The 21973-nt window shown below is 73.6% G+C and carries 21 protein-coding genes and 1 pseudogene; 9 read left to right on the top strand and 13 right to left on the bottom strand.

Annotated features, from left to right (window positions below; all coding sequences use genetic code 11):
- Positions 1–10 precede the first annotated feature (10 nt).
- Positions 11–481, bottom strand: a complete 471-nt coding sequence (locus QSK45_RS04870; RefSeq protein WP_285553572.1) for a GNAT family N-acetyltransferase — start codon at positions 479–481, stop codon at positions 11–13.
- 47 nt (positions 482–528) lie between these two features.
- Positions 529–1302: an IclR family transcriptional regulator gene (locus tag QSK45_RS04865; RefSeq protein ID WP_285553571.1), complete on the bottom strand. Its 774-nt coding sequence runs from the start codon at positions 1300–1302 to the stop codon at positions 529–531.
- Between the two features lie 142 nt (positions 1303–1444).
- Here QSK45_RS04865 and QSK45_RS04860 point away from each other — a divergent pair, with 142 nt between their 5' ends.
- From QSK45_RS04860 to QSK45_RS04845, 4 genes are all read left to right on the top strand, one after another.
- Positions 1445–2974 (top strand): aldehyde dehydrogenase (NADP(+)), encoded by a 1530-nt coding sequence (locus tag QSK45_RS04860; RefSeq protein WP_285553569.1) that lies wholly within the window; start codon positions 1445–1447, stop codon positions 2972–2974.
- A gap of 34 nt (positions 2975–3008) precedes the next feature.
- Positions 3009–3521: a GNAT family N-acetyltransferase gene (locus tag QSK45_RS04855; protein ID WP_285553567.1), complete on the top strand. Its 513-nt coding sequence runs from the start codon at positions 3009–3011 to the stop codon at positions 3519–3521.
- Positions 3522–3596: 75 nt separating this feature from the next.
- On the top strand, positions 3597–4322 hold the full coding sequence (locus QSK45_RS04850; protein WP_285553565.1) for a DsbA family oxidoreductase: 726 nt from the start codon (positions 3597–3599) through the stop codon (positions 4320–4322).
- Between the two features lie 841 nt (positions 4323–5163).
- Complete coding sequence (locus QSK45_RS04845; RefSeq protein WP_285553564.1) at positions 5164–6216, top strand: aminotransferase class V-fold PLP-dependent enzyme; 1053 nt, start codon at positions 5164–5166, stop codon at positions 6214–6216.
- Between the two features lie 97 nt (positions 6217–6313).
- Here the strand turns inward: QSK45_RS04845 and thpD are convergent, their stop codons facing one another.
- The 6 genes from thpD to QSK45_RS04815 form a co-directional block, all read right to left on the bottom strand.
- Positions 6314–7207 (bottom strand): ectoine hydroxylase, encoded by an 894-nt coding sequence (gene thpD / locus QSK45_RS04840; RefSeq protein ID WP_285553563.1) that lies wholly within the window; start codon positions 7205–7207, stop codon positions 6314–6316.
- A gap of 6 nt (positions 7208–7213) precedes the next feature.
- Complete coding sequence (locus QSK45_RS04835; RefSeq protein WP_285553561.1) at positions 7214–7624, bottom strand: ectoine synthase; 411 nt, start codon at positions 7622–7624, stop codon at positions 7214–7216.
- 86 nt (positions 7625–7710) lie between these two features.
- Positions 7711–8982 (bottom strand): diaminobutyrate--2-oxoglutarate transaminase, encoded by a 1272-nt coding sequence (gene ectB / locus QSK45_RS04830; protein WP_285553559.1) that lies wholly within the window; start codon positions 8980–8982, stop codon positions 7711–7713.
- A gap of 13 nt (positions 8983–8995) precedes the next feature.
- Positions 8996–9514, bottom strand: a complete 519-nt coding sequence (gene ectA / locus QSK45_RS04825) for a diaminobutyrate acetyltransferase (RefSeq protein WP_285553557.1) — start codon at positions 9512–9514, stop codon at positions 8996–8998.
- Positions 9515–9769: 255 nt separating this feature from the next.
- The gene (locus QSK45_RS04820) at positions 9770–10306 is read right to left on the bottom strand and encodes a DinB family protein (protein ID WP_285553556.1); all 537 of its coding nucleotides are present in this window, start codon (positions 10304–10306) and stop codon (positions 9770–9772) included.
- An 81-nt stretch (positions 10307–10387) separates the two neighbouring features.
- A complete protein-coding gene (locus QSK45_RS04815) occupies positions 10388–11488 on the bottom strand; it encodes a pyridoxal-phosphate-dependent aminotransferase family protein (protein WP_285553554.1) in 1101 nt (366 codons plus the stop codon).
- Between the two features lie 149 nt (positions 11489–11637).
- Here QSK45_RS04815 and QSK45_RS04810 point away from each other — a divergent pair, with 149 nt between their 5' ends.
- From QSK45_RS04810 to QSK45_RS04790, 5 genes are all read left to right on the top strand, one after another.
- Positions 11638–12480, top strand: coding sequence for a transporter substrate-binding domain-containing protein (locus QSK45_RS04810; RefSeq protein WP_285553552.1), 843 nt, complete (start codon positions 11638–11640; stop codon positions 12478–12480).
- 4 nt (positions 12481–12484) lie between these two features.
- Positions 12485–13318, top strand: a complete 834-nt coding sequence (locus QSK45_RS04805) for an amino acid ABC transporter permease (protein WP_285553551.1) — start codon at positions 12485–12487, stop codon at positions 13316–13318.
- Positions 13315–14109: an amino acid ABC transporter ATP-binding protein gene (locus tag QSK45_RS04800; RefSeq protein ID WP_285553548.1), complete on the top strand. Its 795-nt coding sequence runs from the start codon at positions 13315–13317 to the stop codon at positions 14107–14109. Before QSK45_RS04805 ends, QSK45_RS04800 begins: the two co-directional genes overlap by 4 nt.
- Positions 14110–14126: 17 nt before the next feature.
- Positions 14127–15218: an amidohydrolase family protein gene (locus QSK45_RS04795; protein ID WP_285553547.1), complete on the top strand. Its 1092-nt coding sequence runs from the start codon at positions 14127–14129 to the stop codon at positions 15216–15218.
- A 227-nt stretch (positions 15219–15445) separates the two neighbouring features.
- Positions 15446–16402: an SCO1860 family LAETG-anchored protein gene (locus tag QSK45_RS04790; protein ID WP_285553546.1), complete on the top strand. Its 957-nt coding sequence runs from the start codon at positions 15446–15448 to the stop codon at positions 16400–16402.
- A 189-nt stretch (positions 16403–16591) separates the two neighbouring features.
- Here QSK45_RS04790 and cobC read toward each other — a convergent pair whose 3' ends face one another.
- From cobC to cbiT, 5 genes and pseudogenes are all read right to left on the bottom strand, one after another.
- Positions 16592–17650, bottom strand: coding sequence for an Rv2231c family histidinol phosphate aminotransferase CobC (gene cobC, locus QSK45_RS04785; protein WP_285553545.1), 1059 nt, complete (start codon positions 17648–17650; stop codon positions 16592–16594).
- Positions 17640–18545, bottom strand: coding sequence for a sirohydrochlorin chelatase (locus QSK45_RS04780; RefSeq protein ID WP_285553544.1), 906 nt, complete (start codon positions 18543–18545; stop codon positions 17640–17642). The genes cobC and QSK45_RS04780 overlap by 11 nt, the downstream gene beginning before the upstream one ends.
- A complete protein-coding gene (locus QSK45_RS04775; protein WP_285553543.1) occupies positions 18542–19129 on the bottom strand; it encodes a precorrin-8X methylmutase in 588 nt (195 codons plus the stop codon). The genes QSK45_RS04780 and QSK45_RS04775 overlap by 4 nt, the downstream gene beginning before the upstream one ends.
- Complete coding sequence (cobJ, locus tag QSK45_RS04770) at positions 19126–20841, bottom strand: precorrin-3B C(17)-methyltransferase (protein ID WP_285553542.1); 1716 nt, start codon at positions 20839–20841, stop codon at positions 19126–19128. The genes QSK45_RS04775 and cobJ overlap by 4 nt, the downstream gene beginning before the upstream one ends.
- A pseudogene (cbiT, locus tag QSK45_RS04765) lies at positions 20838–21467 on the bottom strand (precorrin-6Y C5,15-methyltransferase (decarboxylating) subunit CbiT); the annotation flags it as partial. The gene cobJ and the pseudogene cbiT, both read right to left, overlap by 4 nt.
- Positions 21468–21973: the final 506 nt, after the last annotated feature.

The raw sequence follows: 21973 nt of genomic DNA, 5'->3' as shown, positions 1-21973 counted from the left end.
CGTGCCGCGCTCAGGCGTCCAGGACGAGCACGACCTCCTCGATGTCCTCGCCCCGGCCGTTGGCGAAGCCCCGGGCCCGGGTGGACTCGCGGAAGCCGCACTTGGCCAGGACCCGCAGCGAGGCGGCGTTGTCGGCCGCGGCCCGCGCGTAGAGCGGCCGCTCGGGGACCTCCGCGAGCAGGGCGCGCAGCGCGGCCGTCGCCACCCCCCGGCCCCAGTAGGCGCGGTCGATCCAGTACGTCACCTCGCGCTCGCCGGGTTCGCCGTAGACCGCGGCGCTGCCGGCCACCCGCCCGTCGGCCAGCACGGTGCGCAGGACGTCGCGGGAGGTACGGACGCGTCTGAGACGGTCCTCGAAGGCGGTCCGGTCGGTCGGGTCCTCGGGGCCGAACGCGGCCATCCGGAGGGACACCGGATCGGTCATCTGCCGGAAGAACACCGGCAGGTCCTCGTCCTCGACGGTCCGCAGCGCGATCTCCATGGGGCCCGAGACTACGGCGGTTCGACCGCCCGGCCGCAGCGCCGCGCTCAGAGCCTGCGCGTCGCCAGCGCCAGCCGGTCACGCGCGTCGAACAGCGCGTCCTTGATCGTCTGTTCGTGGGCGGGGGTCAGCCGGGCCACCGGCACCGAGCAGCTGACGGCGTCGCGGGCCGGGGTGCGGTACGGGATCGCCACGCCGAAGCAGCGCAGCCCCACCGTGTTCTCCTCGCGGTCGACCGCGAAGCCCTGCTCCCGCACCTGGTGCAGCTCCTCGACCAGCCGCTCCCGGTCGGTGAGGGTGTGCTCGGTGAGCGCGGGCAGCGTCCGGGGCAGCAGCTCGCGCACCTGATCGTCGGGGTACGTGGCGAGGATCGCCTTGCCCAGCGAGGTGGAGTGGGCGGGGAGCCGGCGCCCGACCCGGGTGAAGGGGCGCAGATAGTGCCGGGACGGGCGGGTGGCGAGGTAGACCACGTTGGTGCCGTCGAGCCGGGCCAGGTGGATGGTCTCGGTGGTGTCGTCGGCGAGCCGGTCCAGGGCCGGGCGGGCGGCGGCCACCACCTCGTCGCCGTCGATGTACGAGGTGCCCACGAGCAGCGCCCGCACCCCGATGCCGTACCGCGTGCCCGTCGCGTCCGTCTCCACCCAGCCCAGCTCCACGAGGGTGCGCAGCAGCATGTACAGGCTGGACTTGGGGTAGCCGACGGCCTCCTGGACGGCCGCGAGGGAGTGCATGCCGGGGCGGCCGGCGAAGTACTCCAGCAGTTCGACCGTCCGTACCGCGGACTTGACCTGTGCCCCGCCGCCCGCGTCGCCTGCCGTCATCGCCCTTGACCCCTTCGATTCGACGAGGACCTGAGATATACAGTCTCCGAGCAGAGTGTCCAGCACCGCAGACGGCGTTCAGTATAGAGAACGCCGCTGAAGGCTGACCTGGTCGAGTGCGGCCTTATGGGAGGGACCCGCGGTGGCAGCAGCAACAGTCTGGAGTGTCGACCCGCGTACCGGGAAGCGCCGGGAGCAGGTCGCGGTGGAGGCCACGGCCGAGGAGGTGGACGCGGTCGTCCGGGCGGCGCACGCCGCGCGCGACGCCCTCGCCCGGCGCGCCGTGCGTTCCGCGTTCCTGCGCTCCGCCGCCGCCGGCCTGGAGGCGGCCCGGGACGGCCTGGTGGAGACCGCCGACGCCGAGACCGCGCTGGGCCCGGTCCGGCTGACCGGCGAACTCGCCCGCACCGCCTATCAGTTGAGGGCCTTCGCGGACATCGTCGAGGAGGGCGCCTTCCTGGACGTCGTCATCGACCACCCGGACGCCACCGCCACCCCGCCCGTGCCGGACCTGCGCCGCTGGAAGGTGCCGCTCGGCGTCGTCGCCGTCTACGGCGCCTCGAACTTCCCCTTCGCCTTCTCCGTCGCGGGCGGCGACACCGCGAGCGCGCTGGCCGCGGGCTGCCCGGTCGTCGTCAAGGCCCACCCGGACCACCCCGCCCTGTCGGAACTGGTCGCCAAGGTGCTGCGCCGGGCCGCTGCCGGGCACGGCATCCCGGAGGGCGTCATCGGCCTGGTGCACGGCTTCGAGGCGGGCGTGGAGCTGATCCGGCACCCGCTGGTCGCCGCCGCGGGCTTCACCGGTTCGCTGCGCGGCGGGCGCGCCCTGTACGACGCGGCCGCCGCGCGTCCCGTGCCGATCCCGTTCCACGGTGAGCTGGGCTCCCTCAACCCGGTGCTGGTCACCGAGGAGGCGGCCGCCGAGCGCGCGGAGGAGATCGGGGCCGGGCTCGCCGGTTCGATGACCCTCGGCCTCGGCCAGTTCTGCGTGAAGCCCGGCCTGGCGCTGGTCCCCTCCGGCGCGGCCGGGGACCGCGTGCTGAAGTCCCTGACGGACGCGGTGAGTTCCACCGAGGCCGGGGTCCTGCTCGACCACCGTATCCGGGACGCCTTCGTCGCGGGGGTGCGCGAACGCGCCGAACTCCCGGGCGTGGACTGCCCGGTGACCCCGGGCGCGTGCGGCGACCACATGGTCAGCGCGGGCTTCCTGACGGTGCCGGCGCGCGAGCTCGCCTCCGAAGGGCCGTACGACCTGCTGCTGGAGGAGTGCTTCGGCCCGGTGACCGTGGTGGCCCGCTACGAGGACGAGACGGAGGCCACGACGCTCCTGTCCCGCCTCCCGGGCAACCTCTCCGCCACCGTCCACCTCTCCGCCGAGGAGTCGGCCGGAGCGGGCAGGGGAGCGGAACTCCTCGCCGCGCTCACGCCGTTGGCGGGCCGTGTCGTCGTCGACGCCTGGCCGACCGGCGTCGCCGTCGCCCCCGCCCAGCACCACGGCGGCCCCTACCCGGCCACCACCTCCACCTCGACCTCGGTGGGCGGCACGGCCATCGAGCGCTGGCTGCGCCCGGTCGCCTACCAGAACACCCCGCAGCCCCTGCTGCCCCCGGAGCTGCGCGACGACAACACCCTCGGGATCCCCCGGCGTTACAACGGGGTCCTGGAACGGTAGGAACCGCCGGCACGGCGAAGGCGTCCTCCGTCGCATGATCAGCTCACGAGACGCCGCCGCCGCCCTGGAGATCCGCGCCGCGCTGCCCGCCGAGACCGAGGCCGTCGCCGACCTGCACGTGCGGGCCCGCTCGACGTACTACCCGGACGGGGTGCCGCAGGCGGAGTTCGACTGGGTCGAGGCGTGGCGGGACTCCATCGCGCGCCCGGACGGGCGGGTGCTGTGCGCCCTGCTCGGCGGGCGACTGGTCGGCATCGCCTCCTTCCGCACCCCGGAAGGGGCCGGCGCGGACACCGTCAAGCTGTTCCAGTTCCATGTCGACCCCGACCGCTGGCGCGGCGGCATCGGTACGGTCCTGCACGCGGCCTGCGTCGAGGAGTGGCGGGCCGAGGGGCGGCGGACGGCCGTGCTCGACGTCCATGTGGACAACCGGCGGGCCCAGGGTTTCTACGCCCGGCAGGGGTGGGTGCCGGATGCGGAGAACCCGCCGGCCGAGGGGGACCACCATCTGGTCCTGCGGTACGCGGTGCCGCCGGTACGGGAATGACCACCGTTATGTGAACGTTCACGTACTCGGCGGAGATCGTCTCCGCACCCGTACGACCCGGAAAGAGCCGAAGACATGCGCGTCGAGATCTGGAGCGACATCGCCTGCCCCTGGTGCTACGTGGGCAAGGCCCGCTTCGAGAAGGCGCTCGCCGCCTTCCCGCACCGTGACGACGTCGAGGTGGTGCACCGCTCCTTCGAGCTGGACCCCGGCCGCGCCAAGGGCGATGTCGAGTCGGTGCTCACCATGCTGACTAGGAAGTACGGCATGAGCGAGGCGCAGGCCGAGGCCGGGGAGGACAACCTGGGCGCCCAGGCCGCCGCCGAGGGCCTGGACTACCGCACCCGGGGCCGCGACCACGGCAACACCTTCGACATGCACCGCCTGCTGCACCTCGCCAAGGAGCACGGCCGCCAGGACGCGCTGATCCAGGCCCTGTACCGGGCCAACTTCGCCGAGGAGCGGTCCGTGTTCACCGAGGGCGACGAGCGGTTGGTCGAGCTGGCCACCGGGGCCGGGCTCGACGCCGAGCGGGTGCGCGCGGTGCTCGCCGATCCGGAGGCCTACGCCGACGCCGTCCGCGAGGACGAGCGCGAGGCAGCCCGGCTCGGCGCGACCGGCGTCCCCTTCTTCGTCCTCGACCGCACGTACGGCGTCTCCGGCGCCCAGCCCGCCGAGGTCTTCGCCCAGGCGCTCACCCAGGCCTGGGGCGAGCGCTCCCCGCTCCAGCTGATCGACCAGCCCGACGCCGACGCCGACGCCTGCGGCCCGGACGGCTGCGCGGTCCCGCCGCGGGGTTGAGCCGGGTGCCGGGGCTGCGGGGTGGGTCCCCGCGGGCCGGGACCGGGGGACTGGGCTGCGGCGTCGGGTCGGGTGCTGGGCCTGAGGGGTGGGTCCCCGCGGGCGGGGGCCGGGGGACTGGGCCGCGATTCGTGACCGGGGGGCCGAGCCCGTCAAGCCGTGATCACCGGGCGGAGATCCCGGGAGCGGAAGGTCCCGGGGAAGCCGTGGGCGGGAAACCCGGGGGGCGGGGACCGCGGGACCTCGGGCGAGCCGGAACGGGCCCCCGGAAGGGACCCCGGGGCCGGAGGCCGTAGGGCGGGACCCGCGGGGCCGGAGGCGTGGGGCGGGGCCCAGGTCTGGAGGCGTGGGGCGGGGCCCAGGTCTGGAGGCCCCTGCGGATCGGGATCGGGGACTTGGCCCGGGGTCGGGGCTGTGGTGTTGGTCGGGGGTCGGGGCTGCGGGGTCTGGCCTCGGAGCCGTAGGGCGGAATTTCCGGGTCGGAGGCGTGGGCGGGACCTGCGGGGCCGGAGGCGTGGGCCGGGGTTTGCGGGGCCGGAGGCGTGGGCCGGGGCTGTGTGTTGGTCGGGGGTCGGGGCTGCGGGGTCTGGCCTCGGAGCCGTAGGGCGGAATTTCCGGGTCGGAGGCGTGGGCGGGGCCCGCGGGGCCGGAGGCGTGGGGCGGGGTTCTCGGGGCCGGAGGCGTAGGGCGGGGTCCAGGGCCGGAAGCCGTGGGGCGGAACTCACGGGCCCGTGGCCGCAGGAAGAAGGCCCAGGTCGGCGGCGTCGTATAAGAATCCCTTGGGCCGTTCCCCCGGAAACGCGCAATGGACGCGGTCCTCCCCGGCCCGCACAGTGGGCTCATGGAGACCTTCGAGAGCCTCGTCCGCGCCGAGTTCCGCCCGAAGAACACCTACCTGAACACCGCGACCAGCGGCCTGCTCCCGGCCCGCACCCTCACCGCCCTCCAGGAGGCGATGGCGATCCGGGCCGAGGGACGCCCGCTGGACCCGCTGTTCGAGGACGTCGAACACGCCCGCGCCGCCTTCGCCCGCCTCGCGGGTGTCCCGGCCGGCCGGGTGGCGGCGGGTCCCTCCGTCGCCGCCCAGACCGGGCTGATCGCGGCCGCCCTGCCCGCGGGCGCCGAAGTCCTCACCGCCGAAGACGACTTCACCTCCGTGGTGAACCCCTTCCACGTCCGCGGCGACCTCAAGGTGCGCGCCGTACCGCTGGAACGGCTCGCCGAGTCCGTGCGCCCCGGCACCGCGCTGGTCGCGGTCAGCGCCGCGCAGTCCGCCGACGGCCGGGTCGCCGACCTTCCCGCCCTGCGCGAGGCCGCCCGCACCCACGGCGCGCGCACCTACGTCGACTTCTCGCAGGCCGCCGGCTGGCTGCCCATCGACGCGGACGGCTACGACTACACCGTCTCCACCACCTTCAAGTGGCTGCTCGGCCCGCACGGCGCCGCCTTCCTCGTGGTCCCCGAGGACCTCGGCGAGCTGACCCCGCTGCTCGCGGGCTGGGTCGCGGCCGAGCATCCCTGGGCCAGCTGCTACGGCCCGGTCGCCGAACTCGCCCACTCCGCACGCCGGTTCGACGTCAGCCCCGGACTGTTCACCTACAGCGGGGTGTACCGCTCGCTCACGCTGATCGAGGAACTGGGCGTGGCCGCCGTGCACGAGCACGACCTGGCCCTCGCCGACCGCTTCACGCAGGGGCTCGCCCGGCTCGGTCACGAGCCGCTGCCCGCGCCCGGTTCGGCGATCGTCTCCGTGCCCGGACTCGGCGGGAAACAGGCGGAGTTGAGCCGCGCCGGTATCGAGGTCTCCGACCGCGCGGGCAATCTGCGCGCCTCCTTCCACCTCTACAACACGGCCGCGGACGTGGACCGGCTGCTCGACGCGCTGTCCGGCTGAGCGCACCCGGACATGACCGGGCCGGGGCCTCCCGTCCCACACGTGGAGGCCCCGGCCCGGTGGTCGGGGTGGTGCTCGGCTCACCCGGTCATGGCGCTCAGCGCACCGGAGTGAAGTCCCGCGCGCCGATGAACTCCGGCCGGCGCACCGGCGCGGCGAAGGGTTCCACCGCGGCGTTCTCGACGCTGTTGAACACGATGAACACATTGCTGCGCGGGAACGGCGTGATGTTGTCGCCGGAGCCGTGCATGCAGTTGCAGTCGAACCAGGTGGCCGAGCCCGGCTCGCCGGTGAACAGCCTGATGCCGTACTCGCCCGCCAGCTCGGTCAGCGCCTCGTCGGACGGGGTGCCCGCGTCCTGCATCTGGAGCGACTTCTTGTAGTTGTCCCTGGGCGTCGCGCCGGCGCAGCCCAGGAACGTCTTGTGCGACCCCGGCATGATCATGAGACCGCCGTTGGTGTCGTGGTTCTCGGTCAGCGCGATCGAGACCGACACCGTGCGCATGTTCGGCAGACCGTCCTCGGCGTGCCAGGTCTCGAAGTCCGAGTGCCAGTAGAAGCCGCTCGCGCCGAACCCCGGCTTGACGTTGATCCGCGACTGGTGGACGTACACGTCCGAGCCGAGGATCTGGCGGGCCCGGCCGACCACGCGCTCGTCGCGCACCAGGCCCGCGAACACCTCGCTGATCCGGTGCACCTCGAAGACCGAGCGGATCTCCTGGGACGACGGCTCCACGACGGAGCGCTCGTCGAAGCGGATCGCCGGGTCGGTGACCAGCCGGTCCAGCTCCTGCCGGTAGATCTCGACCTCGGCGGGACCGATGAGCCGGTCGACGGCGAGGAAGCCGTCACGCTCGTAGGCCTGGAGGTCGGCCGCCGCGATCGGGCCGGGCGTGCGGGGGGAGCCCCAGACGACCGGGTCCTGGCGCGGGACGGTCACCTCGGTGGCGCCACGGGTCGGGTAGAGGTCCTTCACGGTGGCGGTGGTCATGGTTTCTCACACCTCCTCGGGCTCGGGCTCGGTGAGCAGCGGGTAGACGCCGTTCTCGTCGTGGTCCTCCCGTCCGGTGACCGGCGGGTTGAACACGCAGATGCAGTGGAAGTCCTCCTTGACGCGCAGCGTGTGCCGCTCGTGCCCGTCCAGGAGGTACATGGTGCCGGGCGTGATGGTGTACGCCTTCCCGGTCTCGCGGTCGGTCAGCTCGGCCTCGCCCCGGGTGCACACGACGGCCTCGACGTGGTTGGCGTACCACATCGCCGTCTCGGTGCCCGCGTACAGGATGGTCTCGTGCACGGAGAAGCCGACCCGCTCCTTGGCCAGGACGATCCGCTTGCTCTCCCAGGTGCCCGACTTCGCCTTGATGTGCCGGTCGGTGCCTTCGATGTCCTTGAACGATCGGACGATCACGGTGGTGCTTCCTCCTGGTCAGACGTTCTGGTTCAGGCGTCCTGGTCCGGGTGTCCCGGTCGGACGCTGTGGCCGGACGTCGCGGTTCAGACGGTTTCCCGGACGGCGCGGGCGAGGACGCTGAGGCCCTCGTCCAGTTCGTCCGGGGTGATGGTCAGGGCGGGCAGCAGCTTGACGACCTCGCTCTCCGGGCCGGACGTCTCGATGAGCAGCCCCAGCTCGAAGGCCCGCCGCGCGATGCGCGAGGCCCGGTCCTTGTCGTGGAACTCCACGCCCCACACCAGCCCGCGCCCGCGGTACTCCTTCACATCGGCGAGGTTCTCCTCCGTGATGGAGATCAGTGCCTGCTCGACCTGCTCGCCGCGGGCGCGCGTCTGCTTCTCCATGGCCGAGCCGTCGGTCCAGTAGGTCTCCAGGGCCGCGGTGGCGGTGACGAACGCGGGGTTGTTGCCGCGGAAGGTGCCGTTGTGCTCGCCCGGCTCCCAGACGTCCAGCTCGGGCCGGAACAGGCACAGCGACATCGGCAGGCCGTAGCCGCTGATCGACTTCGACACTGTGACGATGTCCGGGGTGATCCCGGACTCCTCGAAGGAGAAGAAGGCGCCGGTACGGCCGCAGCCCATCTGGATGTCGTCGACGATCAGCAGCATGTCCTGCCGCTCGCACAGTTCCTTGAGCGCGCGCAGCCATTCGGGCCGGGCCACGTTGATGCCGCCCTCGCCCTGCACGGTCTCCACGATCACCGCGGCGGGCTTGTTCAGACCGGAGCCCTGGTCCTCCAGGAGCCGCTCGAACCACAGGAAGTCCGGGACGGTGCCCTCGAAGTAGTTGTCGAACGGCATCGGGGTGCCGTGCACCAGCGGGATGCCGGCGCCGGCCCGCTTGAAGGCGTTGCCGGTCACCGCGAGCGAGCCCAGGGACATCCCGTGGAAGGCGTTGGTGAACGACACGATGGCCTCGCGGCCCTTCACCTTCCGGGCCAGCTTGAGCGCCGACTCGACGGCGTTCGTGCCGGTCGGGCCCGGGAACATGACCTTGTACGGCAGGTCGCGGGGGCGCAGCACCAGGTTCTGGAAGGTGCCCAGGAACGAGCGCTTGGCCGTGGTCGACATGTCCAGGCCGTGGGTGACCCCGTCCCGGGACAGGTAGTCGATCAGCGCCCGTTTGAGTACCGGATTGTTGTGGCCGTAGTTGAGTGATCCGGCGCCGGCGAAGAAGTCGAGGTACGCGTGGCCGTCCTCGTCGTACATCCGGCTGCCCTGCGCGCGGTCGAACACGGTGGGCCAGCCGCGGCAGTAGCTGCGCACCTCGGACTCGAGGGTCTCGAAGACGCTGAGGTCGGGCTGGGTGATGGTCACGGTGATTCGCTCCTCAGTGGGCGGGGGAATCGGTCAACGGGCCGATGCGGTAGAGGACTTCGGAGTCGTGCGGGCCGTCCGGGAACAGCTCGGCGGAAAACAGCACCTCCCGGGTGAGGTGCGCGCCGTGCCGCCGCGCGAACGAGGTGAACAGCCGCTCGGAGGCGGTGTTGCCGGGCGTGATCGTGGTCTCCATGTCGGTGACTCCGCGCTCGGCGGCGAGGCGCCGGGCCAGCCCGTCCAGCAGGGCGGCGGCGATGCCCCGGCCGCGGTGGGCGTCGTCCACGGCGACCTGCCAGACGAGCAGGGTGCTCGGGCGGTCGGGCCGCACGTACCCGGTGACGAAACCGACGGGCGTGCCGTCCGCACCACGTGCCACCGCCGAGGTGCCGGCGAAGTCCCGGCACCACAGCAGATAGCTGTAGGACGAGTTGAGATCGAGGGTTTTCGAGTCCTTGGCGAGGCGCCAGAGCGTGGCGCCGTCCGCCGTCGCCGGTTGGTCGATGAGCAGGTCTGCGGGTGCGGCAGTCATGCGGCACGAATTTAGCGAGGCGAATTAAGAAATGCACGACCGCGGGTCCGATGTGGCGATGGACGGGGCGCGATATGCCGGAAATGACCCGCAGCAAACCATGACAAATTGCCCGGCTTGTGGAGTGTGTCACACGTATGAAACCGTCAGAAATCTCCCGGAAAACTGCCCCGTTTAGTCGCGAGAAAAGCGGGCAGAAGACTATGGGAAGCTGCCGTCCGGGAAATTGGCGGAAATTGTGAAACTAAATTGAATTCAGGCTCCGGTGACACCGTCGATTCGTTCGCGAAGAATGTCGGCGTGCCCGTTGTGGCGCGCGTACTCCTCGATGAGATGGATCAGCACCCAGCGCACGCTGACCTCCGTCCCGGCCATCGGTCCGTCGACGATCCGCCCGGTGGACTCCAGCGACCGCCCGGCGCACAACTCGCGTCCGCGCGCGATCTCGTGCTGCCAGGCGGTCATCGCCTCGTCGAGTCCGCGCACGGGGTCCAGGGCGTAGCCCAACTCCTCGTCGAACACCGGCGGCAGGTCCAGGCCGCCCAGTACCCGCTGGAACCACGTCCGCTCGACCTCCGCGAGATGCTGCACCAGTCCCAGCAGGGTCAGCTCCGACGGCCGCGCCGAGGCGGCCCGCGCCTGCCCGTCGTCCAGGCCGCGGCACTTCAGCTCCAGCGTGGCCCGGTGGAAGTCCAGCCAGCTCTCCAGCATGGGGCGCTCGGCGCCGGTCGGCAGGGGAACGGGACGGCCGTCGGGGAGGGTCTGTCGCTGCGGGGTGTGTTCCGTGGTCATGGGGGCAGCATGGCAGCCGGGTGTGACAACGGCCCGCACCGTCCGGCGCGGGCCGCCGTGCTCGTCGCGGACCGGTGGCGGCTACCGCCAGGCCAGGGCCACGGCCTGCCGCGCGGCCGCCGGGTCCACCGTCGCGCCGCGCTCCGCGAGGACCGCGCCCAGTGCCTCCAGGGAGGACCGGACCGCGGCCTCGGTGGCGTCGGCGCCGTAATGGTTGACGCGGACCATCTCCTTGGCCAGGGCGCCGCCGCCCGCGGCCAGCGGGAGGGCGGGGTCGGCGGCCAGCGCGGCGGCGACCAGGTCGGAGGCGGCGAGCGACGGCGGCACCCGCAGGGTCGTCGCCACCGGTGCCGCGTCCGATGCCTCGTGGACGTACGGCTCCAGGCCGCCGCCCAGCGCCAGCGCGCCCGCCCGGGTGGCCAGCGCCGCACGCCGGTGGCGGTCCGTCACCGTGTCCAGACCGGACGCCTCTATCCGCTCCAGGCAGGCGTCCAGCGCCAGCATCTCCAGCTGGGCCGGGGCGTGCGGCAGCGCCGCGCGGCCGGCGTCCAGCCAGCGCTCCTTCCAGTCCAGCAGGGAGAGGTAGGAGCGGCGCGGCGCGTTCGGGTTCGCCGCCATCCGGGCCCACGCGCGCTCGCTCACCGAGATCGCCGAGACGCCCGCCGGGCCGCCCATCGCCTTCTGCGCGCCGATCACGCACAGGTCCACGCCCCAGGCGTCCGGCAGCACCGGCTCCGCGCCCACCGAGGCGACGGCGTCCAGATAGAACAGCGCGCCCTGTTCCCGTACCGCCTCACCGATCTCCGCGACCGGGTTGGTGTTGCCGGTCGCGGCCTCCGCGTGCACCAGGGAGACGAAGTCGATCTCCGGGTGCTCGGCGAACGCCGCGCGGATCTGCTCCGCGCGCACCGCCGTGTGGAAGGGGACCGAGATGTCGTACACCGTCGCGCCGGCGTCGCGCAGCCAGTTGCCGAAGGTCTGCCCGTACGGACCGGTGATCACGTTCAGCGCCACCGTGCCCGGACCGGCGGCCGCCCGGATCGCGCCCTCCAGCGGCAGCAGCGCCTCGCCCTGGGTGATCAGCACGTCCTGCCGGGTGTCCAGCAGCCGGGCCACCCGGTCCTCGATCGCGGCGAAGCGCCGCGCGGTCAGCGGGGGCAGGTCGAGGAAGGGGTGCGTCACGGCGGTGTTCTCTCTTCTTCGCAGGGTTCACGGGGGTGCACTCCCCCCGATCTTAGGTCCAGGGGCCTCATGCCCATGGGATTGATTTGAGAGACCCAAACATTTCCTTATAATCGGAACCTATCGTTCCCCCCACAGGAGTCCTCCCCATGAAAACCCTCCTCGGACGCCGGACCCGTCTTCTGGCTGCCACCACCGCGACCGCCGGTCTCGTGCTCGTCGTGGCGGGCTGCTCCTCCGGCGGCTCGGGGAGCGGCGCGACCACGGCGGGCGGCGTGCACCTGGCCAAGGCCGGGCAGCTCACCACCTGCACCCACCTGCCCTACCCGCCGTTCCAGTCGGTGGTCGACGGCAAGGTGCAGGGTTTCGACGTCTCCCTGATCGACCTCGTCGCCAAGGACCTCGGCGTCAAGCAGCAGATCGTGGACACGCCGTTCGAGAACTTCAAGACGGGTGCCTTCCTGAACTCCGGCCAGTGCGACCTCGCCGCCGCCGGTATGACGATCACCGCCGAGCGCGCGAAGAACGTCGACTTCTCCGACCCGTACTTCGAGGCCACCCAGGCCGTGCTGGTCGACAAGAAGAGCGGGATCGGCTCGCTCGCCGACGCCGAGGGCAGGAAGGTCGGCGCCCAGGCGCAGACCACCGGCGAGGACTTCGCCAAGAAGAAGGGTCTCGACCCGGTCTCCTTCGCCTCCTCCGACGCGGTCCTCAACGGCCTGCGCACCGGCCAGGTCCAGGCCGTCGTCATCGACTACCCGGTGGTCCAGGGCTGGCTCAAGGACAAGGCCAACGCGGACAGGTTCGAGGTCGTCGACAACCTGAAGACCGGCGAGCAGTACGGCTTCACGGTCAAGAAGGGCAACAAGCCCCTGCTGAACGCCATCGACAAGGCCATCGAGGACGCCAAGGCCGACGGCACCTACAAGAAGATCTACGAGAAGTGGATCGGCCCGTACGACTCCTCCGTCGCCTCCCCGGCCGGCTCCTGAGCCCATGGCCGACACGGACACCGGCGTCCAGCCGAAACGCACGGGTTTGACGCGCACGCGGAGGCGAAGGCTCTCGCGCGGCGCCCAGTACGCCGTCCTCGCCGCCGCGGTGATCGCCTTCGCGCTCACCGCGGACTGGGGGCGGCTGCAGAACCAGTTCGCGCAGCCCGGCATCGCCCGGCAGCTGTTCCCGGACCTCATCACGGTCGCCCTGAAGAACACCGTGCTGTACACGCTGTCCGGATTCGTCGTCGGCCTGGCCCTCGGCATGGTCATCGCGCTGATGCGGCTGTCCTCCGTGGGCCCCTACCGCTGGCTCGCCGGCATCTACATCGAGATCTTCCGCGGCCTGCCCGCGCTGCTGATCTTCATCTTCGTCGGCGTCGGCGTGCCCCTGGCCTTCCCGGAGGTCCAGTACCCGGGCGGCACCTACGGCAAGGTCGCCGTCGCGCTCGGCCTGGTCTCCGCCGCCTACATGGCGGAGACCATCCGCGCGGGCATCCAGGCCGTGCCCAAGGGGCAGACGGAGGCGGCCCGCTCGCTCGGCTTCTCGCCCGCGCGGGCCATGGTCTCGATCATCCTGCCGCAGGCCTTCCGCATCATCCTGCCGCCGCTGACCAACGAACTCGTCCTGCTCTTCAAGGACTCCTCGCTGGTGCTGTTCCTCGGGGTCACCCTGGAGCAGCGCGAACTGTCCAAGTTCGGCAACGACCTGGCCAGCCAGACCGCCAACTCCACGCCGATCCTGGTCGCGGGCCTGTGCTATCTGCTGATCACGGTCCCGCTGAGCCTCGTCGTGCGCCGCATGGAAACCAAGGCCCTCAAGGAGATCAGGTGACCACCCCCGAGATCCGCGTCCAGGGCCTGCGCAAGTCCTTCGGCGACAACCAGGTCCTGCGCGGCATCGACCTGGAGATCGGCCAGGGCGAGGTCGTCTGCGTCATCGGCCCGTCCGGCTCCGGCAAGTCCACGCTGCTGCGCTGCGTGAACCTGCTGGAGGAACCGACCGAGGGCCGGGTCTTCGTCGGCGGCACCGAGATCACCGATCCGGACGTCGACATCGACGCCGCCCGGCGCCGCATCGGCATGGTCTTCCAGCAGTTCAACCTCTTCCCGCACCTCAGCGTGACCGAGAACCTCACCCTGCCCCAGCGCCGGGTCCTCGGGCGCGACAAGGCACAGGCGGCCCGCGTCGCGGCCGAGAACCTGGCCCGCGTCGGCCTCGCCGAGAAGGCGGACGCCTTTCCGTCCGCCCTCTCCGGCGGCCAGCAGCAACGCGTCGCCATCGCCCGCGCGCTCGCCATGGGCCCCGAGGTGATGCTCTTCGACGAGCCGACCTCCGCCCTCGACCCCGAGCTGGTCGGCGACGTCCTCGCGGTGATGCGGGGACTCGCGCGGGAGGGCATGACGATGATGGTCGTCACCCACGAGATGACCTTCGCCCGCGAGGTCGCCGACCGGGTCGTCTTCATGGACGGCGGTGTGATCGTGGAGGACGGCCGCCCCGAGCAGGTCATCGGAGCCCCGCGGCACGCGCGCACCCGCCACTTCCTCTCCCGCCTCCTCGACCCGGCGATGGCCGAGGTGGAGGAGGGGATCGCCGACCGGCCGGGTACCGACCGGGCGTAGCCCTCTAAGGTTCCGGTATGAGCGATCAGCCGGTGCTGCATGTGAAGGGCAGGGTCCTCGTCGGACCGCAGGACGTACGCGACGAGCTGTGGGTGGTCGGCGGCCGGGTGTCGTACGACCGCCCCGCCGGGGCCCGGGACGTCCGGACCGTCCAGGGGTGGGCGCTGCCCGGACTGGTGGACGCCCATTGCCATGTGGGACTCGACGCGCACGGCCCGGTCGACGCGGACACCGCCGAGAAGCAGGCGCTCACCGACCGGGACGCGGGCACCCTGCTGATCCGGGACGCGGGCTCGCCCTCGGACACCCGTTGGACCGACGACCGCGCCGACCTGCCGAAGATCATCCGGGCCGGCCGGCACATCGCCCGCACCCGCCGCTACATCCGCAACTACGCCTGGGAGATCGAACCGGACGACCTCGTCGCCTACGTCGCCCAGGAGGCCCGGCGCGGCGACGGCTGGGTCAAGCTGGTCGGTGACTGGATCGACCGCGGCCTCGGCGACCTCTCGCCCTGCTGGCCCCGCGAGGCCGTCGAGGCCGCGATCGCCGAGGCCCACCGGCTCGGCGCCCGGGTCACCGCGCACTGCTTCGCCGAGGACTCCCTGCGCGACCTGGTCGAGGCGGGCATCGACTGCGTCGAGCACGCCACCGGCCTCACCGAGGACCTGCTCCCGCTGTTCGCCGAGCGGGGCGTCGCCATCGTCCCGACCCTCGTCAACACCGCCACCTTCCCGCAGCTCGCGGCCGGCGGCGACGCCAAGTTCCCGCGCTGGTCGGCCCATATGCGCCGGCTGCACGAGCGGCGCTACGACACCGTGCGCTCCGCCTACGACGCCGGCATCCCGGTGTTCGTCGGCACCGACGCCGGCGGCTCGCTGCCGCACGGACTGGTCGCGGCCGAGGTCGCCGAACTGGTCGCGGCGGGCATCCCGCCGATCGAGGCCCTCGCGGCGACGAGCTGGTCCGCGCGCGCGTGGCTCGGCCGCCCCGGCCTGGAGGAGGGGGCACCGGCCGACCTCGTGGTGTACGACGGTGATCCCCGGGCGGACGTGGGGGTACTGGCGGCGCCGCGCCGGGTGGTGCTGAACGGGGAGATCGTCGAGTAGGGACGAGCGGGGAAAGAGCGGGGACGGGCGGGGACGGGCAGGGGCGGGCAGGGGCGGGCGAAGAGCGATGCCTGCGGCGCGCGAGGGAACACATGTGCACGATGATTCGAAGAAGTGTGCGGGATTTCCACGTTTGAGTGAAGTGACCCTGGTTTGCTGACCGTTCCCCCACACTGACGACAAGGTTGACGGGTCCCAAGCAGTTCCAAGTGGGGGGTCCCACCGCCTTGAACAGCACCAACTTCCGCCTGCCCGTGCGCCGTCTCGCCGCCGCGGCGACCGTCACCGCCCTGGCCACCGCGCCCGCCGTCCTGGGCGCGGGCACCGCGCACGCGACCGAGAACCCCGGCCGCGCCACCGCGGCCGTCCTGCGCACCGGGCTCGACGTGTCCCTGCTCGACAAGTCCGTCGACATCCCGCTCGCCGTCTCCCTCAACGAGGTCAGGGCACCGCAGAGCGCCGACCGGACCGCCCTGTCCGCCCGCCTCGACGGGGTGGCGAACGGCAACCCGTTCACGGTCCTCGACGCCGACGTGGCCCAGTCCCGGGCCACCGTCACCGACCGGCGCGCGGAGGGCTCCGTCCGCCTCGTCCACGCCAGGCTGCACGTCCCCGGCCTGCCCCTGCTGTCCCTGATCGAGGTCGACACCGTCACCGCGCGGGCCACCTGCGAGGTCGGCAAGGCGCCGAGCGCCGACGCGAAGATCCTCGGCACGGTCACCGTGCTCGGCCGTCGTGTCACGGTCACGGCCGGCGGCCCGACCGAGGTCAAGGTGCCCGGCGTCGGCGAGGTCCGCCTCGACCTGGCCCGGCACGGCACCACGTCCCGCACGGCCGCCGCGACCGCGCTCCAGCTCAAGGTCTCCGTCAACCCCCTGAAGCTCAACGTCGCGGACGTCGAGGGCACGGTCACGCTGGCCAAGGCCACGTGCGAGTCCCCGATGGCCCCGCCCGCCGGCCACCCGGTCCAGAGCCACGACCCGGCGTCCGGCGCGAACCCCGGGTCCGGCACCACCTCCAAGGACGCCCCGGCCTCCGACGTGAAGCCGCAGGGCGGCGCCTCCAACGCCGACCTCGCGGAGACGGGAGGCAACCCGGCGACGCCGTACATCGCGGGCGGCGCGGTGGCGCTGCTGGCGGTGGGCGGGGGCGCGGTGATGGTGGCGCGCCGCCGCAGGAGCTGACGGCGGGGGAGGGGCGGGGCCGGGCGGCCCGCGTCGGCGGGGTGCTGTCGTCCCGGACGCGGCGCCGTCTCCCGCCCCGCGGCGTGGCCGTCCGCCCCCGCTCGGCCGACGGCGACCGGGGGGCGGCCGGGGCGACCGACCGGCTCGCCCGTCCGAGGTCCGCGCCCCGAGCGGCGTCCTGACGTCCCGTCAGTCCAGCACGGTGGACAGCGCGGCCAGGAAACCGGTCGTCGTGGTTCGATCGCGGACGGCGAGCCGTATCCAGTCGCCGCCGAGCCCGGGGAACGTGTCCCCGCGGCGCACGGCGTAGCCGAGGTCGCGCAACCGCCGTCGTACGGTGGCCGCCTCCGGGACGCCGACCAGCACGAAGGGCCCCTCGGCCGGCTCCACCACCCGCACCCCGCGCGACGCCAGCGCGGACAGGCCCGCGATCAGATGGGCCCGGTCCCCGGCGATGCGGTGCGCCGCGCGTTCCGCCTCGGCCAGGGCGCGCGGGGACACGCACGCCTCGGCCGCGGTCAGCGCGGGCGTGGACACCGGCCACAGCGGCTGGGCCCGCGCCAGCTCCTCGATGATCCCGGGCTCGGCCAGCACATAGCCGATGCGCAGACCCGCCAGTCCCCAGGTCTTGGTCAAGCTGCGCAGCACCACGAGACCGGGCACGTCCGTCCGCCCGGCCAGCGCCTCCCGCTCACCCGGCGTCGCGTCCATGAACGCCTCGTCGACCACCAGCACCCGTCCGGGGCGGGCCAGCCGGGCGATCTCCTCGGCCGGGTGCAGGACCGACGTCGGGTTCGTGGGATTGCCGATCACCACCAGATCGGCCTCCTCCGGCACCAGCGCCGCATCCAGCCGGAAACCGTCCCGCGGCCGCAGCAGCACCCGCTCCACCGTGTGCCCGGCATCGCGCAGCGCCGCCTCCGGCTCGGTGAACTGCGGGTGCACGACGACCGGTCGGCGGACGTCGAGCGCGCGGGCGAGCAGCACGAACGCCTCCGCCGCCCCCGCCGTCAGCAGCACCCGCGCGGCCGGCAGCCCGTGGCGCCGCGCCACCGCCTCCCGGGCGGCCCGCCCGTCCGGGTAGGCCGCGAGGGACGTCAGGGACTCGGCGATGCGGGCGCGCAGCCACCGCGGGGGCGTGTCCGACCGCACGTTGACGGCGAGGTCGACCAGCGCCGCGCCGTCGTCCCGCACCTCGGCGTCTCCGTGGTGCCGCAGGTCGGGCCCGGCGGAGAGTTCAGTGCGCATGGTCGTGGGCGTGCCCGCCGTGGTGGTGGTGCCCGTGACCGTCGTCGTCCGGGTGGAAGTGCGGCTGCTGCGGCAGCCCCACCTTGTCCTCGAAGCCCGGCAGCGCGATCCGGTACACGCACGAGTCGCAGTTCATCCGCAGGTCGCCCTCGACGGCCTCCGCGTACCGTTCGAGGACCAGGTCCAGCAACTCCGGCTCCGGGCCGATGACGTCCGCCGAGCGCACCTCCAGGTCCGGGTGCGCGGCCGCCCACTCCTCGGTCTGCCGCCGCACCCGGTCCGGCAGGACGCCGGTGAACAGGAAGTAGGGGAGCACGACGATCCGCCGCGCCCCCAGCGCCGCGCACCGGGCGAGGCCGCTCGGCACGTCCGGCGCCGCGAGCGACACGAACGCCGTCTCCACACCGGCGTACCCCCGGCCCTCCCACAGCAGCCGTGCCGCCTTGAACACCTCGGCGTTGGCGTCCGGGTCCGTGGAGCCGCGGCCGACCAGCAGCACGGTCACCTCGGACCGGTCCTGGCCGCCGAGCGCCTCGTCGAGGCGCCGTTCCAGCACGTTCAGCAGCGCCGGGTGCGGGCCGAGCGGGCGGCCGTAGGCGTAGGAGATGCCCGGGTGCCGTTCCTTCTCGCGGGCCAGCGCGGCCGGGATGTCGCCCTTGGCGTGCCCGGCGGACACCAGCATCAGCGGGACGGCGGCGAACCGGCGCACGCCCCGCTCCACCAGTTCGGCCACGGCGTCGCCGAGCGGCGGCGGGGACAGCTCGATGAAGCCGCCCGCGACGGGCAGGTCGGGACGGCGGCGGCCCAGCTCCCGCACGAAGGCGCGGAACGCCTCGGCTCCGGCGTCGTCACGGGTGCCGTGGCCGGCGATCAGCAGGGCGGGCGGGGTGGTCACAGGGTCTCCTCGGACGAGATCGGGTGGTACAGCAGGGCGTTGAGCGCGGCGGCGGCGACCGCCGAGCCGCCCTTCTCGGACACGTTGCTCACGGCGGGCAGCCCGCTCGCGCGCAGCGCGGCCTTGGACTCGGCCGCGCCGACGAAGCCGACGGGCAGGCCGACGACGAGCACGGGGGCGGCGTCCAGGGCCAGCAGCTCTTCCAGGGCGGTCGGCGCACAGCCGATCACCCACAGGGCGCCGGGCCCGACCTCCTCGTAGGCGAGCCGGACCGCATGCGCCGAACGGGTGCGTCCCGGGCCGGACGTGGCGTCCCTCAGGCGGCACACGGTCCGCCGCCGGGTGATGCCGGCCGCGACCATCTCCACGTCCACCACGACCGGCGCCCCGGCGTGCAGCGCGGCGTGCGCCGGGACCAGGTCCGCCTCCGCCATGACGAGGTCGTCCGCGTACTCCAGGTCGGCGGCGGAGTGGATCACCCGCTCCACCACGGCGCGGGTCAGCGGCGGGAAGTGCGAGGTGTCCAGACGGGCGCGCAGCCGCCGGAAGGACTCCTGCTCGATGGGGTGCACGATCCGGTTCACCGGGCCTCCTCCCGGCCCGTGGCGGAGCCGCCGGCCGCCGGGGCCTGCCAGCGGTAGCCGCGCGGGGTCACCATGCGCCCGGCGACCGTGCGGGTCGCGGTGTTGCCCACGGTGACGACCGTCATCATGTCGACCGTCGCCGGGTCGAGCCCGGCGAGGGTGGTGACCCGGCTCGAACCGTCCGGCCGCGAGGCGTTGCGTACGACGCCCACGGGCGTCGTCGGCGTCCGGTGCCCGGCGAGGATGCCGAGCGCCTTGGGCAGCTGCCAGTCGCGGCCCCGCGAGCGGGGGTTGTAGAAGGTGACCACGAGGTCCGCCTCGGCCGCCGCCCGCACCCGCCGCTCGATGACCTCCCACGGTGTGTGCAGGTCGGAGAGGCTGATGGAGACATGGTCGTGGCCCAGCGGCGCACCCAGGATCGCGGCGGCGGCCAGCGCGGCCGTCACTCCGGGCACCCCCACCACGTCGATGTCGTCGGACGCCTCGGCGAGCGCGGGCGAGGCCATGGCGTAGACGCCCGCGTCCCCGCTGCCGATCAGCGCCACCGCGTGCCCGCGCCGGGCCTCCGCGACGGCCGTGCGGGCCCGTTCCTCCTCGGCGCCGAGCCCGGACTCCAGCACCCGGGTGCCGGGGCGCAGCAGATCGCGGATCTGGTCCACGTACTGGTCGAGCCCGACCACCACCGAGGCCCGGCGCAGCTCGGCCGTCGCGCGCGGGGTGAGCAGGTCCCGGGCGCCGGGCCCGAGCCCGACCACCGCGAGCCGCCCGCGCCCCGGGCGGCGCACCACGGCACACGTCGCCATCGCCGGGGACGCGTCCGACTTCCGCTTGGGAACGAGGAGTTCACCGCCCCGCACCAGTGCGGCGGCCTCGGCGACCGAGGGTGTGCCGACGGCGGCGAGGGGCGCGGCGGAGGGGTTGGGCACCTCGACCGACGCCAGTTCCCCGGCGGAGTACGTCACCACGGGCACGCCCAGCCGCTCGGCGGCACCCAGGATGCCGGGCTCGGCCGACTTGGCGTCCACGGTGGCGAGTTCGGCGACGGAACGGGGGGACAGACCCGCCTCCCGCAGCGTCCTCTCGATCAGACCGAGCACCTCGTCCACCGGCGCGCCCTTGGACGCGCCGACCCCGACGACGAGGGACGGCGGCCGCAACAGCACGTCCCGCGGGCCCGGCCGGACGTCCCGGTCGGTGAGCCGGATCGTGTACGACCCCTGCGGCGAGACCGGCAGCGGCGGCAGCGGCCACGCCGACTCCGCGACGAGCACGACCGGTTCGCCGTCCAGCAGGGCCCGGGACACGGTGGCGACGGCACCCTCGCAGGGCAGACCCAGGGTGTCCAGGCCGGCCAGTCCGACGGCGTCCGTGGCGGTGGTCACGACCGGCTCGGCGCCGAGCAACCCGGCGACGTCCCGGGCGAGTTCGTTGGCGCCGCCGCCGTGTCCGCCGAGCAGCGACACCGCGAACCGGCCGGCCTCGTCCACGCAGACCACGCCCGGGTCGGCCGTCTTGCCGGCGAGCAGCGGCGCGAGGAGTCGTACCGTCGCGCCCGTCGCGAGGAAGCACACCAGCTGCTCGCACTCGGCGAACGCGGCCCGCACCGCCTCCCCGACCGGGCCCTCGTACACCCGGGTACGGTCCGGCCAGGCCGCGGCCAGCCGGTCCCGTGCCGCCGCCCCCGCCGCGGTGGCGGAAATCAGGCCGATCACTGGTCAACTCCTTCGGTGGGAACGGGGGTTCTGACGCCCCAGAGCAGAAACACAGGGTTGGTCGCCGCGAGCCGGGTCACGTCGCCCGGCAGCGGGGCGAGCCGCGAGGAATGCAGCAGCACGCCGTCGCAGCGGAACCCGGCGGCGGCCAGCGCCTCGCGGGCCGCGGGCACCCGGTCCAGGGCGGCCATGGCCACGACCACGGTCCGCCGCGCGCGCAGCGCGCACGCCCGGATCACGGCGGGCAGTTCGCGCCCCCCGCCCCCGACGAACACCGCGTCCGGGTCGTCGGCGAGCCCGGCCAGCGCGTCGGGCGCGGTGCCGTGCACGACGTCCACCTCGACGCCGTGGGCGCGGGCGTTCTCCCCGATCAGCGCCACCCCGTCCGCGGCCTTCTCGACCGCGACGACGGCCGCGCCGAGCCGCGCGCACTCCACCGCGACCGACCCGGACCCGGCACCCACGTCCCACACCAGGTCCCCGAGCCGCGGCCCGAGCCGAGCCAGCGCGAGCGCCCGCACCTCGAACTTGGTGATCATCGAGTCCCGGTGGGCGAAGGCGGCTTCCTCCAGGGCCCACCGGGTGGGGCCGGGCGCCGCCCCGGCGAGGGTGCGGAGGGGGCCGACGGCCCCCTGCGCACGGGGTGCCCGGACCGGCGTCCGCGTCGGGTCCGCCGCGGGGAGGGGGCGGATCGCCTCTTGCGGGGCGGTCGCCCGTCCCGGTGCGGGAGTCCGCGTCCGGTCGGCCGCCGGGAACGGGTCCGTCCCCCCTCGCGGGCCGGACGTCTGCTCAGGGCCGGGCACCTGACCCTGACCGGGCGTCCGCCCGTCGCCGGCCGCCGACGGCGCGGCGACCGCCCGTGCCGGGCCGGCTGCTCGTACCGGGTCGGCGGTCGGTGCCGGGCCGGCTGCTCGTACCGGGTCGGTTGGCTGTGCCGGGTTCGCCTGTGCCGGGTCGGTGGTCGCGGGGTGGGCCGATCGCGCCGGGTCGGTTGGCTGTGCCGGGCCGACCGTCCGTACCGGGTCGGCGGTCGGTGCCGGGTCGGTCGTGCGGGCGGGGATCGTCGTCCGGGCCGGGGTGTCTGCCGGTGCCGGGCCGGCGGTCTGCGCGGGGCCGGTTGTTGGTGCCGGCT

It is taken from the genome of Streptomyces hygroscopicus subsp. hygroscopicus, from assembly GCF_030269125.1.
Lineage (GTDB): Bacteria > Actinomycetota > Actinomycetes > Streptomycetales > Streptomycetaceae > Streptomyces > Streptomyces hygroscopicus_C.
Note: the sequence above shows the minus strand (reverse complement) of the source record. Positions and strands in the feature narration are given on the sequence as shown.